Genomic DNA, 13,938 nt, shown 5'->3' with positions numbered 1-13,938 from the left:
CGTATCCATGTCCACCGCCCGTATCTTTCAGCGCCCCAAGAACGCCATGCAGTCCGGCAAGGCGCGCACTGATTTGTGGACGCTCGAATTCGCGCCCGCGGAAGCGAAACAGCCCGATCCGCTGACCGGATGGGCCGGAAGCGGGGACACGCGGGAGCAGGTGAAGCTGTCGTTTCCGTCACAGGAGGCCGCGGTCGCTTATGCGGAGCGCGAGGGGCTGGCTTATGTCGTCACCGCGACGCCCGCCAAGAAGCTGAAACTACAGGCCTACGCGGATAATTTTCGTTGATTCCCGATCCTCCCCTGGAAGGGGAGGTGGCAGGCCGAAGGCCTGACGGAGGGGTGTAACCCCATCGAGAGCTGGACACCCTCCGGCGCTACGCGCCACCTCCCCTTGCAGGGGAGGATTTCGTCAGGCGAGAATCTTACCCGCCAGCAGCAGCAACATCTTCACGTCGATCGCGAGACCTTCTACGCGCTTCGCCGCGACGAATGCCGCCACATCGGCCCGCGGCACCAGGTGGACCGTTATGTTCTCCTCGTCCGATCCGCCGCCATCACTGACCTTCGTCAGGTCATGCGCGCGGACCAGGGTGAAGCCTTCGCTGACCATTCCCGGCGATGAATGGAACATCCCGAGCGGTTCGATCCGTCCGGCGCGATAGCCGGTTTCCTCCTCCAGTTCGCGCGCTGCGGCGAGTTCGAGCGACTCGCCCTCTTCCTCGTCGCCGATCAGCCCGGCGGGCAGTTCGAGGCACGCGCGGCCCAGCGGCACGCGAAATTGCTCGACCAGGATCACCTCGTCGGCGGGGGTGATCGCGACGATCACCGCCGCCTCGATCCCGCGATTGCGTGCGGCATATTCCCATTTGCCGTCCTTCATCGCGCGGATGAAGCGGCCTTCCCACATTATCTCGGGCCGTCCACCCTGAGCCTGTCGAAAGGTCATAGCTCGATCAGCCGGTCGGGCAGTTCGTTGGTATCGCCTTCGCTGCGCGGGAAATGCTCGGCCAGCACCTTGCCGATCGCGGCCACCGCATCCGCCATGCCGTCCGCGGGGCGACCGTCCTTCACCGCGACGATCAGCGCCGCCATCGCCGCGCCCCATTCGTCCTGCGACACGCGGTCGTGGATCGATGCATCGGCGATCAACTCGGCGCGGTGTTCGCCAAGGCTGAGGTACAGCAGCACGCCGGTCGCGGCGATCGTGCGCTTCTCCGCCCCGGTGCGGAACAGCGTCAGTGCCCGTGCCCGGACGCGCCTTGCCTTCGTGCCCTTCGGAGTCAGCGCCAGCCGCAGCGCGGGCGCGGCGAGGATCAGGCGGATCAGCAGGAACACCGCGGCGGAGACGATCAGCGCGATCGTCAGTGCGGCGCTGATCCCGACCACCGGATTCCACGGGTCGACGATCGCATGAATGCGTTCGACCGACGCCGGGAAGGTCGCGAGCAACGCCACCGCCAGCAGCATCGCCAGCAACGCCCAGTGCAGCGCGACATCGTGATAGGCGTCGGACTGACGCGCGACGATCGTGACGATCTCGCCATCGGTCTGCGCCTCGGCCGCGGTGACCGCGGTGGTGACGCGGGTGTGATCTTCGGGGGTCAGATGCATCACCAATCCCCCGACGCACCGCCGCCGCCGAACGATCCGCCGCCGCCGCCGGAGAAGCCGCCGCCACCCCAATCGCCACCGCCGCCGCCGCTCGAACCACCGCCCCAGCCGCCGCCACCGCCGCCGCTACGCCCGATCTCGTTGGCGATCGTCCACAACACGATCGGCAGCGCGCCACTTCCGTCGCCGCCGCGATAGCGCTGCCCCCGCTTGCCGCCGCGCATGAACGACAGGCCGACGAACAGCAGCACCATGCCCCAGAAGATCAGACCGATGGGTATGCCGCCGTCGCCGCGCGACGCGCGCGCATGGGTCTTGTCGAATTCGGCGATCGCGGCATCGGCGCGCGCCTTCTGTTCCTCGGGCGCGGCGCGAAGCTGCGTGATGATCGCATCGGTCCCGGCGGTCAGCGCGCCCGCGATGTCGTTGTTCGCGCGCAGCCGCGGCATCATCTCGGTGTTGATGATGACGCTGGACAGCGCGTCGGTCAGGATCGGTTCGAGGCCGGTGCCGACCTCGATCCTCGGCCCGCGCTGGCCCTTCGGATTGCCCGGCACGATGAACAGAATCGCGCCGTTGTTCACGTCGCGCAAGCCGACGCCCCAACTGCGCCCCAGCCGATAGCCATAATCGGTCAGCGGATAGCCGCCGGTGTCGGGGATCGTCGCGACCACCAATTGCCGCTTGGTCTCATTCTGCAGCGCGTCGAGCTTCTGCGTCAGCGCAGCTTCGGCTTCGGGCGGCAGGACGTTCGCCGCGTCGACGACGAAGCCGGTGAACTTGGGGAAGGTCTGGGCGTGCGCCGGTGATGCGAACGTCAGGAATGCCGCTGCCAGGGCAGATACCAACCCAGCTAACGACCTCGACCAGTAACTAGCCGGTCGCAACTGGACCCCGGCTTTCGCCGGGGTGGTGCTCTGTTCGGATGTCACGTCTGGATCAGCTGCCGAAATTCACCGTCGGCGCTGTCTCCGAACCGGGCGTCGTCGCCTGGAACGGCGTCATCGGCTTCGCGCCGTAGAATACCTTTGCGCCGATCGCGTCGGGGAAGGTGCGGATGCGCGTGTTGTAGGACTGCACCGCGGTATTGTAATCGGTGCGCGCGATCGTGATGCGGTTTTCGGTGCCCTCCAGCTGGCTCATCAGCGTGGTGTAATTCCCTTGCGATTTCAGCTCGGGATAGGCCTCCTGCAGCCGCTGCAGCGACAAGGTAACCGCGCTCTGCGCGCGTTCGTAGTTTGCGACCTTGGCGGGATCGGTCAGGTCGTCGCCGCTCAGTTTCACCTGATTGGCCCCGGCGCGCGCCTGCGTCACCTCGACCAATATGTCCTTTTCCTGCGCGCCCGCGGCCTTCACCGTGTTGACGAGGTTGGGGATCAGATCGCTGCGGCGCTGATACTGGTTCTGCACGTCGGCCCAGCGCGCCTTGGCGTTCTCCTCGGCTGTCGGCACGGAGTTCAGGCCACACCCGGCGAGCGAAACCGCGATCACGGGCGCGAGAGCGGCGAAACGAAGCGACATCAGAATGATCCTCCAACGGTCTGTATCACGCATATAGGACACCATCGGCGCTTGGCGAAGGGGCAATCGACGATTAGCCTGTCAATTGAGGCAATGGCGAAGGGACTTGCAGATGTTGCAGGAGTTCAAGACGTTCATCGCGCGCGGCAACGTGCTCGATCTGGCGGTGGCGGTGATCATCGGCGCGGCGTTCGGCAAGATCGTGACGTCGCTGACCGAAGACGTCATTATGCCGGTGATCGGCAAGCTGTTCGGCGGGCTGGATTTCTCCAGCTATTTTGTCACGATGGGTCCGGTTCCCGCCAATCTTGCCGGATCGACCGACTATGCCGCGCTGAAGAAGGCCGGCGTGCCCTTGCTCGGTTACGGCGAATTCATCACGCAAGCGGTCAATTTCGTGATCGTCGCGTTCATCATCTTTTTGCTGGTCCGCGCGGTGAACCGCATCGTGCCGAAACCCGAAGCGGCACCGGCCGCTGATCCCGCCGATGTCTTGTTGCTGCGCGAAATTCGCGACGAATTGAAGGCGCGGCGAGTCTGATCCGTTGCGGATCAGGACATGACGCCGGACGGCAGGACCGCAAACGATCCGACGTTCAGCCCGGCATTCGACAGATGTTCGTCCAGCCCGTCGGGCGAAAACGCGCCGCTGCCGCTCGCCATGCCGACCGAGATGTCGAGTGAGCCCGCGGCATTGCGGATCAGCAGCGCGTCGGTGGCGGGCCAGGCGTCGGCCCCGAACTTCACGCGCACTTCCTTTGCGCCCTTGCCGTTCTCGCGCGTCCACAGATCGGCTAGCATCTGCGCGAAGGCGCCGGGATCGACCTGCGGCGACGGCATCATCGCAAGCATCACGGGCGGCGGGGGCGCTGCCTGGCCCGGCAAGGCCAAACCTTGTCCGTCGGCCTGACGCTCCGATTGCTGGCGTTCGGCGACCTTGCGATCGAAGGCGGCGCTCATCGAAGCGTCGGCGGGTTTGCGATCCGCCTCCAGAGGCAGGCCCTTGGCGAGCGTCGCCTTGCCCTGTTTCCCCGGCGGCCCTTCGAACTTCATCCCGTCCGGCTTCATCTTCGCGCGCGCCGCGGCGAAGGCGTCGCTCATCGCGCGGACGTCGTCGGGTTGGGTCGGACGCGACGCCTGCGGGCGCGCGGCCGGGCGTTGTGCGGGGGCAGTGTCGTGGCTGCCGCTCACCTGAGTCATCGAAACCTCCTGATGTCTTCCGCGTCGAGCGCGGTGCGTTCCTCGTCCTGCCGGTCGATCCGCCGCGCTAGATCGCCGAGTTGATCGGCCAGCACGTCGTGGCGCGCGCGCGCCACGATCACCGCGGTGCGCCGCCCGCGTTCGACTTCCAGCTTCTTGTGCTCCTCATCGCGCGCATCGGCGAGCGCTTGAATCGCGATCGAGCGCTGGAAGCGCCGCTGATCGAGCACCGCGAGCAACCGTTCGGCCTCGGCCGGATCGGCGGCCAGCCCGGCACGCGCGACATTGTGACTGGACGCCGCGATATCGGCGGCGCTGTCGGCCTCGGCGCGCATGCGTTCGGCGGCGAGCGTTGCGGCGCGCGCTTCGGCCAGCGCATTGGCGGCGGCGCGCATCCGGACCTCGCGCAGCCGGACCAGATCGTGCGCCTGGCGCTGACGATCCATCAGCGCGCTCATCCGCCGACGCTCCTGAGCAACAACAGCGAGGAGGCCATCGGCGCGACTTTCGTCGCGTCCTGTCGCAACAATGCCTCGATTTCCGGCTTGGCGGCGATCGCGCGGTCGGCGACGGCGTCGGCCCCGGCGCGATATTCGCCGACCTGGACGAGAAATTCGATCTCTGAATGCTTCGCCATCAATGCACGGACCTGTGTCGCGGCGGTCTTGTGCGCCGGTGTCGCAAGGCGCGGGAACAGGCGGCTCAGGCTGCCCAATACGTCGATCGCCGGATAATGGCCGGCCGATCCCAGCTTGCGCGACAGCAGGATATGCCCGTCGAGGATCGAGCGGACTTCCTCGCCGACCGGATCGCCGCCGTCCTCATCCTCGAGCAACACGGTATAGACGCCGGTGATCGACCCCGTCGCGTCATTGCCCGCGCGCTCGAACAGTCGCGGCAGTTCGGCGAAGACCGATGGGGGAAAGCCGCGCCGTATCGCGGGTTCGCCCGCCGCCAGCCCGATCTCGCGCAGCGCACGCGCAAACCGCGTGACCGAATCCATCAGCAGCAGCACGCGGCGGCCCTCGGCGCGAAACCCTTCCGCGATCGCGGTCGCGTGGTGCGCCGCGCGGACGCGCTCCATCGCGGCGCGGTCGGACGTGGCGCAGACGATGATCGAGCGCGACAGCCCGTCCGCGCCCAGCGCATCCTCGATGAATTCGCGCACCTCGCGCCCGCGTTCGCCGATCAGCGCGATGACGATCACTTCGGCCTTGGCGAAGCGCGCCAGCATCCCGAGCAGGGTCGATTTGCCACCGCCCGCCGCCGCGAAGACGCCGATACGCTGGCCCTCGCCGAGCGTCAGCAACGTGTCGATCGCCCGCACGCCGGTTTCCATCGGCCGGTCGATCAGCGCGCGTTCCATCGGCTGCGGCGCGGCGGCGTGGAGTGGGCGGTGCTTGAGGCCCGCGGGCAGCGGCCCCTTGCCGTCGATCGGCCGGCCACGGCCGTCGAGCACGCGGCCGAGCAAGGCGTCGCCAAAAGGAACACGGTCCTCGCCGCCGCGCACCAGCACCTCTGCGTCGGGGGAAAGACCGCGCACGTCGCCCAGCGGAGTCAGGATCGTGGCGTTTCCCGCGATCCCGACAACCTCCGCCATCACGCTGTCGCCCGACGTCGGTTCGATGATCTCGCACGTCTCGCCGATCCGCGCGGCGATGCCGGTCACCTTCAACGTCGTGCCCAGCACCTCGACCAGCCGCCCGCGCCGCTCGACCGTGACGGTGCGGCCGAGCGAGGCGATCAGGTCGTCGATCGCGCCAGAAACGGGGGGCGATGGCTGAACCGTGTCGAGCGTCATTTGGTCAAGCCCCACGCGCGTTCGAGCTGCGCGATCTGCGTGTCGAGGCCCGCGTGCGTGCGGCCGAGCGGGGTCGCGACGACGCAATCGTCGGGGGCGAGGGTGTCGTCGGCCTCGACCGCGATGTAGCGCAGCCCTGCGAGCCGTTCGGTAACCCGTACGACGACCGTGGGATGAACCCGGACGGTCGCGGCAGTTTCAGGCGCGACTTGCGCGGCGGCCTGCGCCGCGATGCCCGCGATCATATCGGGTGCGCCGATCGTTCCTGCGATCCGTCGGACGACCTCCAGCGCGAGTTTGGCGAGGTCGGCGCGCTGCGCTTCGGCCCGCACCGCGTCTTCCTGCGCCAGGCGGAGCAGTTCGTCGCGGATGCTCGCCTCGCCCGCGGCGCGGCCTTCGGCATGGCCCGCGGCGAATCCTTCCTCGCGCGCCGCCGCCAACGCCGCATTGTGCGCCTCCTGCGCGTCGTCGCGCAGCGTCGTCGCGGCGTCCAGCAACGCCGTCACGTCGCCGAACCGCGTCACGTCATCGGCGGGGACGATCGGATCGTCGGCCAGCAGAGTGGCGGCGCGATCGGCGTGGAGGAGGAGAAAGTTGCTCATGCCGCTTCCTCCGCCGCCCGCGCTACGCAGAACTCGGCGAGCGCCGACGGCACGGACGTATCGTTGTCGGGCGCCCAGTCGAGATAGGCGGCGAGCGTCGTGGGAAGCGCGGCGCGCATCAACGCGAACCCTGTCGCCTCGACATCCGCCGCGACGATGGCGGGGATGCCAGCGCCGGGCACGTCGCGCGCCAGTCCGATCGCCCAGTCGAGCGTCGTCTCATCGGCCAGTCGCGCCAAATCACCCAGCCAGTCGCCGTCGATCGACGCATCGATCGCGGGAGCCATCGCCAGCAACGCGGCGCGACGAGCGATGCCGGTCTGCTCCTCGCGGGGCAGACGAAGCCAGTCAGGCGCGGCGACCAGGTCGGCGAAACAGCCCTTCGGATGCTCGGCCACCGGCCCCAGCAACGCCGCCGCGCGCCGTTCTCCGGCGTCGCGCGATAGTTCGACCAGATCCTGCCCGATCGCGGCCAGCGCCGCACGTTCTGCGGCGGCGGCGCTCACGGCCCGACCTCATGCTGCACCACGTCGCGCCGCGCCGCCGAGGCGCGCCGCTGCTGCCAGCGCCGGAAGCCGGGATAGCCGAGCGCGCCGAGCGCCAGGATGCCGCCGAGGATCGCCAGCCCGCCCAGTTGCAGTCCGGAATCTCCATTTGACGGTGCCGCCGCCGCGACTGGCATCGGCTGCGCGGGGAAAGTTTCCACGCTTACATTTTCGTATTTCAGCCCCTCGATCGAATTGACGATCAGCGCCTTCACCTTGCCGACCTGCGCGTTGATGTCGGTGCCGGGGCGATATTTGATGAATACCGACGCCGAGGCCAGGGCCTTGGTTTCGGCGAGCGGTGCGTCTTCGGGCAACGCCAGATGCACGCGCGCCTGTACGACGCCGTCGATTTCGGTCAGCGTCCGCGACAGTTCCTGGGACAGGCCCCAGTTGAGGCGTGCTCGTTCCTCGGTCGGCGAGGATACGAACCCCTCCTTTTTGAACAAGCTGCCCAACGTCGCGAAGTCCTGCCGCGGATAGCCCTGCGATTGCAGCACCTCCACTGCGCGGCCGAAATCACTCTTTGCGGTGGAGATATTCCACCCCGTCTCGCCGCCGTCGTCCTTCGATGCGTCGATCCCGGCGCGTTGCAGCACCGCGATCATTTCGTTGGCCTGCGCTTCCGACAATTTGCCGTAAAGTTCGGCGCGGCCGCAGGCGGCGAGCAGGACGAGGCCGAAGCCGGCGAGCGCCAGACGCAGCCGTTTCCGCCAGTCGTTCATCATGTCCTCTCGCCGCCCGATCGTCACGATTGCTGCCGGAACAATTGCTGGATGCCGTCCGACGTGCGGTTCGCAATGTTGGACGTCAGCTGGCAGTGGAACATGAATTCGTGGCACTTCATCGTCAGATTGACGACCTCGCCGGGCGTCATGTCCGCACCCTTTGCAGAGGCGGCATTGGCGTATTCGGCGACGCCCTTGGCCTCGCCGTTCACCTTTTCCAACTGCGTGAACATCGCCTTGATCGCCGGCGGCAATGCGTCCGAACCGCCGATACCGTTTGCGCCGCCCGCCGTCATCGACGACTGGAAGCTGGTGATGTCGGCAATCGACGCGCCAGGGCCGGCCTGGATCGTCTCGGGCGGGGGCATCGCCCCTGCACCCATCCCTGCGGCGGACGCCGCAATGGCTTCGATCGACATGATCGTTCTCCCTTAACCTCTCGAAGATCAGCCCTTGCGCGCCATTGTTTCCAGCGCTTTGCCGACGCTGTCGATCGAGCTGGACGAGCTGTTCGACAGGAAGCTCATCTTGAGCGATTCGGCGGTCAGCTGCGTGATCTGCGACGGGTTGTCGCCGCCCTGGCTGACCGAATTCGACATCTGTTCGATACGGTTCGCCTGGCCGTCGAGCGTCTGGCCCCATGCGTCGGCCAGCGCCTCGAACCAGGTGCCGGGATTCTCGCCCTTGTTCATGCGGTTGCCGGTCAGGGGGGCGGTGGCCATCGTGCTGAGGCCGCTCGTGATGGTATTGTTGGACATCTACTTGCTCCTTCTTGCTTCAGGTCAGTGTGTAACGCTCAAAACGTCAGTCGGGTCTCACGCCCGTTCTTTTCCAGGAACACGGTGTTCCCCTGGATCGTCACCAGCCGGTGGCCGCTGGGCATCATCGCGCCCGCGAAATAGCGTGCGCCGTCGACCGTCTGGATGAATGAAGGATCGCCCGCGACCACGGTCGAAACCTTCTTGGTCGCGTCCTGCACGGTCTTCAGCGGGATTTCCTCGACCGGCGGCAAATCGTCGCGCAGCGCCAGGCGAGTGAGGCCGCGCACGTCGCCGCGTACCGCCTGCATCAATTTCTGTTCCTGCTCTGGCTCCAGCGGCGTCACGCGCAGCTCGACCGCCGTGCGCGCGATCGGCCGCGCCACCGCCTGCAAGCCCTGAATGCGCGCCACATCCGCGGCGGCGCGCGCCAGTTCGGCGCTTGTCTGCACCGCGAGCGTTCCGTCGATCCCGGTGCCGCGCAGCGTCTCGGTCGCCTTCGCGCGTTGCGCCTCATTGCTGACGACGCCGGTGACGGTCAGGCGATCGCCGTCCTGATGCGCCTTCAGGCCGGTGAGGCCGGCGGTCCGCATCGCGCGCTCCACCCGCGTCGCGGGATCGCCGCGCAGGTTCAGCGCATCGACCACCGGCATCGCGACGCTGGCCAGGATCAGGAACCCGACCACCGCGACGATCATCGTGATGCGGCTGCGCGTGAAGACGCCCTCCAGCCCGGCCCCCGCGCGGCCGACCGCGGCGAGCGCATGATCGCGCGCGCTGGGCGGCATTTCGGGCGGGGTAGGGACCATCGCGACCAGGCCGGTGGCGTCGCTCCAGCGGTCGCTGTCGCGGTCGCCCCAGGCGAGCGCGACGCCGCCGATCGTGAACGGGACGTACGGGGGGAGCAACGCCGTCCCGCCCGCCTCGACCGTGGAGCCGAGCAACGTCGCGCTGCCTTCCAGCACGTTGATCTGCGCGCGGGCTTCGGTGTCTAGCGTCAGGTCGACCGCAATGCCCTTCGTGGCGGAATCGCGGATCACCACGTCCTGCCAGAACTGATGTCCGATCGAGACTGTGCCCGCAGCCGGGAGCGCGCGTTCGGTCCCGGCCAGCCGACCGTTCAGCACGCGCAGGATGGGCGTATCGACGCTCACCGCATCATGCTCCCGGCGGGCTGGGCCGTCGTCGCGGGCGGCAGCGGCGCGGTCTGCATCGGCGTCACGGGGGTCGGCGATACCTGCGTCGACGAGGTGACGGTGGTCGGACCGACCCGCGCGCCGAGCGACACCAGCCGCGGCGTGATGAGGAACAGGCGTTCGGTGCGCGAACGGTTGCGCTGCTGAGTCTTGAACAGATTGCCGAGCAAAGGAATGTCGCCCAGCAACGGAATCTTGGTGACGTTGTCGCTGTCGGCGTCGATCGTCATGCCGCCCAGCAACAGGCTTTCGCCGTCCAGCACCATCGCCTGCGTCGAAACGCTCGCGCGGTCGACGATCGGGATGTTCTCGACCATCGAATTGGGACTGATGCTGCCGTCCTCGATATTGACCATCATGCGGATGCGCGTCTGGTCGTGATCGCGGAACACGTGCGGGTTGACGCGCAGCACGGTGCCCGCGGTCACGTTGAACAGGTCGACTTCCTCACGGCCCGCGACACGGACGTAGAAGGTGCGTGTGCGGTCGAATACCGCCTCCACGTTCGACAGCGTCATGATCTGCGGACGCGATACGACACGCGCGACGCCCTTGTTCTCCAGCGCGGTGACACGGCCGAGGAACTCGCGCTGGCTGCCGATGATCGTGGAGATCGTGCCTCCTTCAGCGGAGGGCGTGATGTTCGTCGTATTGTCACGGCGAGATTGACCGTTCCGCAACAGCCCGAGATCGTCGGCGGTGCCGTTGCCGAACAGGAACCCGAACCCGCCCGACCCGAAGCGCCAGTTGATGCCCAGCTTGCGCGCCTTGTCGGTGTTGATGTCGATGATCGTCGCCTCGACCTCAATCACCTGCGGTTCCACGTCGAGCGCGCGGATCAGCGAATCATATGCCGCCATGCGCTCGGGCACGTCGCGCACGATGATCGCGTTGAGATAGGGGTTGGGCTCGATCCGCACGATGTCCGACGTCAGCGGCGCGGCGACATCGCCGCCGCTGTAGCCAAGCACATCGCTCTGCCCCGGATATTGCCCCGGCGTCGGCAGGCCGAGCAAAGGCGTCTGCGCCAGGTTGGGCGCAACCGAATCGAGACCGTAGCCCTTCAGCCGTGGCTGGCTTTGTCGCACGAGTCGCGCGCCTAGCTGGTTCGACGACGTGCCCGACAGTGCGCTGCCGCCGGGGCGCTGGTCCAGCACCAGGTTCTGCACGATCGTGGCAAGGCCGGGAAGCCGCAGTTCGCGCCCGCCGGCGGTGGTCACGGTGTCCTCGGCGCGCGCGTATTTCAGATAGAAGACGCGGAATTCGAGCGGCTGGACGGCGGGCGGGGGCGGTGCGAAACCATAGCCGCCGCCGAGCGGTGCGCCGGGGCCGGTCGCCGCGCTCGCGCCCGATCCCTGCGCCATGCCGCTGACCTGCTGGATGAAGCGCGGCGTGCCGCTGGCGACGAGATTGCCGTCGGCCGCGATCCGCACGTAGTTGCGCCGGTCGTTCAGACGCTGCGACGTGACCTGCCGCGCGACCCGCTGCGCGGTCGCTTGCCCGACGTTCAGCGTCTGCACCTGCACTTCGTTCGCGGCATAGACGTAGAGCGCCGCGCCGTCATCATAGCTGATCAGGTTGAACGCGCGCGCGATGTCGGAGAAGATCTTGTTCACGCCGCCGCGGAACACGCCATTGACGGTGCCGGTCAGGTTCGGACTTGTTACGACGGGGCGACCGACCCGACCGAACAGGTCGCGCAGGAACGCCGACACCGGCTGATCGCGCGCGGTGACGGTCAGGTCGCCGGCGACCTGCGCCGGGCTGGGGGCGGGTGCGCTGGTCGGGACCGACACGTTCGATCCGGCCTGGATCGCGGCGGGAACCGCCTGCGTCGCAGCCGGAATGAATTGCGACGCCAGCACGGGCGAAGCGCCGACCGCGGGCGCGGACAACCACGCGGTCGCGGCGACCGATAGCGTCAATGCGCTGCTTGTCGTCAGAATAGGCAAGCGACCAAAATTCATCTGTTATCCCCGTTATTCGGCCATTGCGGCCGGCTGGTCGTCATGCCCGAGCGCCGATGGCGGCAGCCCGATCTGACCCACCACATCCAGGCGGGTCATCGACGACAGTTCGTTGAAGGCGAGCACCGGAAGATCGAACAGATCGGGCTCGATAAGCTTGCGCATCGCGCGCCGCACCTCGAACGAGGTGACGACGGCGTTGGCGCCGGTTTCCTGCGCGAGGGCGGCGATCGTCTCGACCAGCGCCTGCGCGACGTCGGGCTGGATCGCGAGCCGCTCGACACCATCGACGACGCGCGTCGCATCGCGCACCATCGCCTCGAGTTCGGGCGTGACGACGAGCGCGCGGACCTGCCCCTCGGGCGCGGCCGAATCGAGCAGATAGCGTTTCAGCGCGATGCGCGTCATGTCGGTCAGGCGCGGCGTCTCGCGTTCGGACTGCGCGGCCTCGGTCAGCCCTTCCAGCACGTCGCGCATGTTGCGCAAAGGCACTTCTTCCTCGGCGAGGCGGCGGAGCACTTCGGCAATCTTGGCGGCGGGGATCGCGCGAACGGCCTCCTTGACGACTTCAGGATAATCCTCGCCGATGCGATTGAGCAGCGTTACCGCCTCCTGCACGCCCAGGAAACGCGGCAGGTTGCGACGGATCACCGCTTCGATCGCGGCGACCAAGGCCGCGGCGTCAGAGCGTTCGCCGTGACCGACGGGCAATTCGTAGGCCAGCAACTGCCATGCCGGGCGCTCGCCCGGCGCGAGGAAATGGATCGCGAGCCGCGGCAGCGGCACGCCGGAGCGATATTGCAGCCGCTCCAGCATCTCTGCCAGTGCAGCGGCCATCGCCTGGCTTTCGACCGCGGGCGGCTGCGGACCAGACAGTTGAAGCAGCAACGGCACGACCGGCTTCGGCGCGGCGGGTTCGGCGAGCAGGGTGGTCGGTTGCGGCGCTTCCTTGCCGCGCGCGATGACCTTGCGCAGCGGGCCGGCGTGGCGGATCATGTGCGGAGCGAGGCGCGGGTGCATGAATGCGCCCGACAACAAAGATGCGGCTCCAAGCCCCAGGAACACCGCCGCTGGGAAACCCGGCACGAGCGCCATCAGAAAACAGATCGCGCCGACGAAGATCAGCACGCGCGGATTGGCCGAAAGCTGGCGGTGGATCGCCTGTCCCAGGTTCGCGTCATTCTCCTCGTCGGTCGAACGCGTGACCATCAGGCCCGCGGCCATCGCGCCGAGCAGCGCGGGGATCTGCGCGACCAGTCCTTCGCCGATCGTCAGGATCGAATATTTCTGGGTTGCGGCGCCCATCTCCATGCCCTGTTGCATGACGCCGATGGCCAGGCCGCCGATCAGATTGACGACGACGATCACGATCGAGGCGATCGCGTCGCCCTTCACGAACTTCATCGCGCCATCCAAGCTGCCGTGGAGCTTCGATTCCAGTTCCAGCACGCGGCGGCGGCGGCGCGCCTCGTCCTTGTCGATCAGCCCGGACCGCAGGTCGCTGTCGATCGACAATTGCTTGCCCGGCATCGAATCGAGGCTGAAGCGCGCGGCGACTTCGGCGACACGCTCCGCGCCCTTGGCGATGACGATGAACTGCACGACGGTGATGATCAGGAATACCACCAGCCCGACGACGATGTTGCCGCCCGCGACCATCTTGCCGAAGGTCTGGATGATGTGCCCCGCGTGCCCCTCGGTCAGGATCATGCGCGTCGTCGCGATCGAGAGCGCGAGCCGGAACAATGTCGACACCAGCAGGATCGACGGGAATGACGAGAAATCGAGCGAATTGCGGATGTAGAGCGTGGTCAGCAGCAGCATCATGCCGAACGTGATGTTCACCGCGACCAACGTATCGATCAGCAGCGTCGGCAGCGGCAGGATCATCAATGCGACGATCGCGACCACGCCCACGACCAGGACGAGGTCGGCGATCCGCGCCGACAGCCTGGTCGGCAGCGCAGCGCCGCTGCTGGCAAGATAGCGTTGGACGCTCATGCCCG

Annotated in this window: 17 protein-coding genes; 2 read left to right on the top strand and 15 right to left on the bottom strand. The window is 67.4% G+C overall.

Annotated features, from left to right (window positions below):
* The first annotated feature begins 7 nt into the window (after positions 1 to 7).
* Entirely contained in the window at positions 8 to 289 is a 282-nt protein-coding gene (locus M0208_RS05735; protein ID WP_258890768.1) for an ETC complex I subunit, read from the top strand.
* Between the two features lie 123 nt (positions 290 to 412).
* On the opposite strand, the gene M0208_RS05730 is transcribed toward M0208_RS05735, so the two are convergent.
* The 4 genes from M0208_RS05730 to M0208_RS05715 all read right to left on the bottom strand — a co-directional run bounded on the left by M0208_RS05730 (position 413) and on the right by M0208_RS05715 (position 3,135).
* Positions 413 to 949, bottom strand: a complete 537-nt coding sequence (locus M0208_RS05730; RefSeq protein WP_258890767.1) for an NUDIX hydrolase — start codon at positions 947 to 949, stop codon at positions 413 to 415.
* Positions 946 to 1,614 carry a TPM domain-containing protein gene (locus M0208_RS05725; RefSeq protein ID WP_258890766.1) on the bottom strand — a complete coding sequence of 223 codons (669 nt, stop codon included), beginning with the start codon at positions 1,612 to 1,614 and terminating at the stop codon, positions 946 to 948. Before M0208_RS05725 ends, M0208_RS05730 begins: the two co-directional genes overlap by 4 nt.
* Positions 1,614 to 2,462, bottom strand: a complete 849-nt coding sequence (locus tag M0208_RS05720) for a YgcG family protein (protein ID WP_258890765.1) — start codon at positions 2,460 to 2,462, stop codon at positions 1,614 to 1,616. The genes M0208_RS05725 and M0208_RS05720 overlap by 1 nt, the downstream gene beginning before the upstream one ends.
* A 91-nt stretch (positions 2,463 to 2,553) precedes the next feature.
* Positions 2,554 to 3,135 carry a LemA family protein gene (locus M0208_RS05715; RefSeq protein WP_258890764.1) on the bottom strand — a complete coding sequence of 194 codons (582 nt, stop codon included), beginning with the start codon at positions 3,133 to 3,135 and terminating at the stop codon, positions 2,554 to 2,556.
* Between the two features lie 112 nt (positions 3,136 to 3,247).
* Between M0208_RS05715 and mscL the strand changes: the two genes are divergently transcribed.
* Positions 3,248 to 3,676 (top strand): large conductance mechanosensitive channel protein MscL, encoded by a 429-nt coding sequence (gene mscL / locus M0208_RS05710; RefSeq protein ID WP_258890763.1) that lies wholly within the window; start codon positions 3,248 to 3,250, stop codon positions 3,674 to 3,676.
* Between the two features lie 11 nt (positions 3,677 to 3,687).
* Here the strand turns inward: mscL and M0208_RS05705 are convergent, their stop codons facing one another.
* Genes M0208_RS05705 through M0208_RS05655 form a run of 11 tightly spaced genes read right to left on the bottom strand, consistent with a single transcriptional unit; the run spans position 3,688 to position 13,933 of the window.
* On the bottom strand, positions 3,688 to 4,335 hold the full coding sequence (locus tag M0208_RS05705) for a hypothetical protein (RefSeq protein WP_258890762.1): 648 nt from the start codon (positions 4,333 to 4,335) through the stop codon (positions 3,688 to 3,690).
* Complete coding sequence (locus M0208_RS05700; RefSeq protein WP_258890761.1) at positions 4,332 to 4,793, bottom strand: hypothetical protein; 462 nt, start codon at positions 4,791 to 4,793, stop codon at positions 4,332 to 4,334. The genes M0208_RS05705 and M0208_RS05700 overlap by 4 nt, the downstream gene beginning before the upstream one ends.
* On the bottom strand, positions 4,790 to 6,136 hold the full coding sequence (locus M0208_RS05695; RefSeq protein ID WP_258890760.1) for a FliI/YscN family ATPase: 1,347 nt from the start codon (positions 6,134 to 6,136) through the stop codon (positions 4,790 to 4,792). The genes M0208_RS05700 and M0208_RS05695 overlap by 4 nt, the downstream gene beginning before the upstream one ends.
* Positions 6,133 to 6,738, bottom strand: a complete 606-nt coding sequence (locus M0208_RS05690) for a FliH/SctL family protein (protein WP_258890759.1) — start codon at positions 6,736 to 6,738, stop codon at positions 6,133 to 6,135. The genes M0208_RS05695 and M0208_RS05690 overlap by 4 nt, the downstream gene beginning before the upstream one ends.
* On the bottom strand, positions 6,735 to 7,244 hold the full coding sequence (locus M0208_RS05685) for a hypothetical protein (protein WP_258890758.1): 510 nt from the start codon (positions 7,242 to 7,244) through the stop codon (positions 6,735 to 6,737). Before M0208_RS05685 ends, M0208_RS05690 begins: the two co-directional genes overlap by 4 nt.
* Positions 7,241 to 8,035 carry a type III secretion system inner membrane ring lipoprotein SctJ gene (gene sctJ / locus M0208_RS05680; RefSeq protein WP_258890757.1) on the bottom strand — a complete coding sequence of 265 codons (795 nt, stop codon included), beginning with the start codon at positions 8,033 to 8,035 and terminating at the stop codon, positions 7,241 to 7,243. The genes M0208_RS05685 and sctJ overlap by 4 nt, the downstream gene beginning before the upstream one ends.
* A complete protein-coding gene (locus tag M0208_RS05675; protein WP_258890756.1) occupies positions 8,032 to 8,430 on the bottom strand; it encodes a hypothetical protein in 399 nt (132 codons plus the stop codon). Before M0208_RS05675 ends, sctJ begins: the two co-directional genes overlap by 4 nt.
* Positions 8,431 to 8,457: 27 nt before the next feature.
* The gene (locus M0208_RS05670) at positions 8,458 to 8,769 is read right to left on the bottom strand and encodes a hypothetical protein (protein WP_258890755.1); all 312 of its coding nucleotides are present in this window, start codon (positions 8,767 to 8,769) and stop codon (positions 8,458 to 8,460) included.
* Between the two features lie 38 nt (positions 8,770 to 8,807).
* Positions 8,808 to 9,923 carry a hypothetical protein gene (locus M0208_RS05665; RefSeq protein WP_258890754.1) on the bottom strand — a complete coding sequence of 372 codons (1,116 nt, stop codon included), beginning with the start codon at positions 9,921 to 9,923 and terminating at the stop codon, positions 8,808 to 8,810.
* Complete coding sequence (sctC, locus tag M0208_RS05660) at positions 9,920 to 11,932, bottom strand: type III secretion system outer membrane ring subunit SctC (protein WP_258890753.1); 2,013 nt, start codon at positions 11,930 to 11,932, stop codon at positions 9,920 to 9,922. The genes M0208_RS05665 and sctC overlap by 4 nt, the downstream gene beginning before the upstream one ends.
* 12 nt (positions 11,933 to 11,944) lie before the next feature.
* Entirely contained in the window at positions 11,945 to 13,933 is a 1,989-nt protein-coding gene (locus tag M0208_RS05655) for a flagellar biosynthesis protein FlhA (RefSeq protein WP_258890752.1), read from the bottom strand.
* Between the last annotated feature and the right edge of the window lie 5 nt (positions 13,934 to 13,938).

It is taken from the genome of Sphingomonas sp. SUN019, from assembly GCF_024758705.1.
Classification (GTDB): Bacteria; Pseudomonadota; Alphaproteobacteria; order Sphingomonadales; family Sphingomonadaceae; genus Sphingomonas.
The sequence above is the reverse complement of the archived record's forward strand: the minus strand, read 5'-3'. Positions and strand labels throughout refer to the sequence as shown.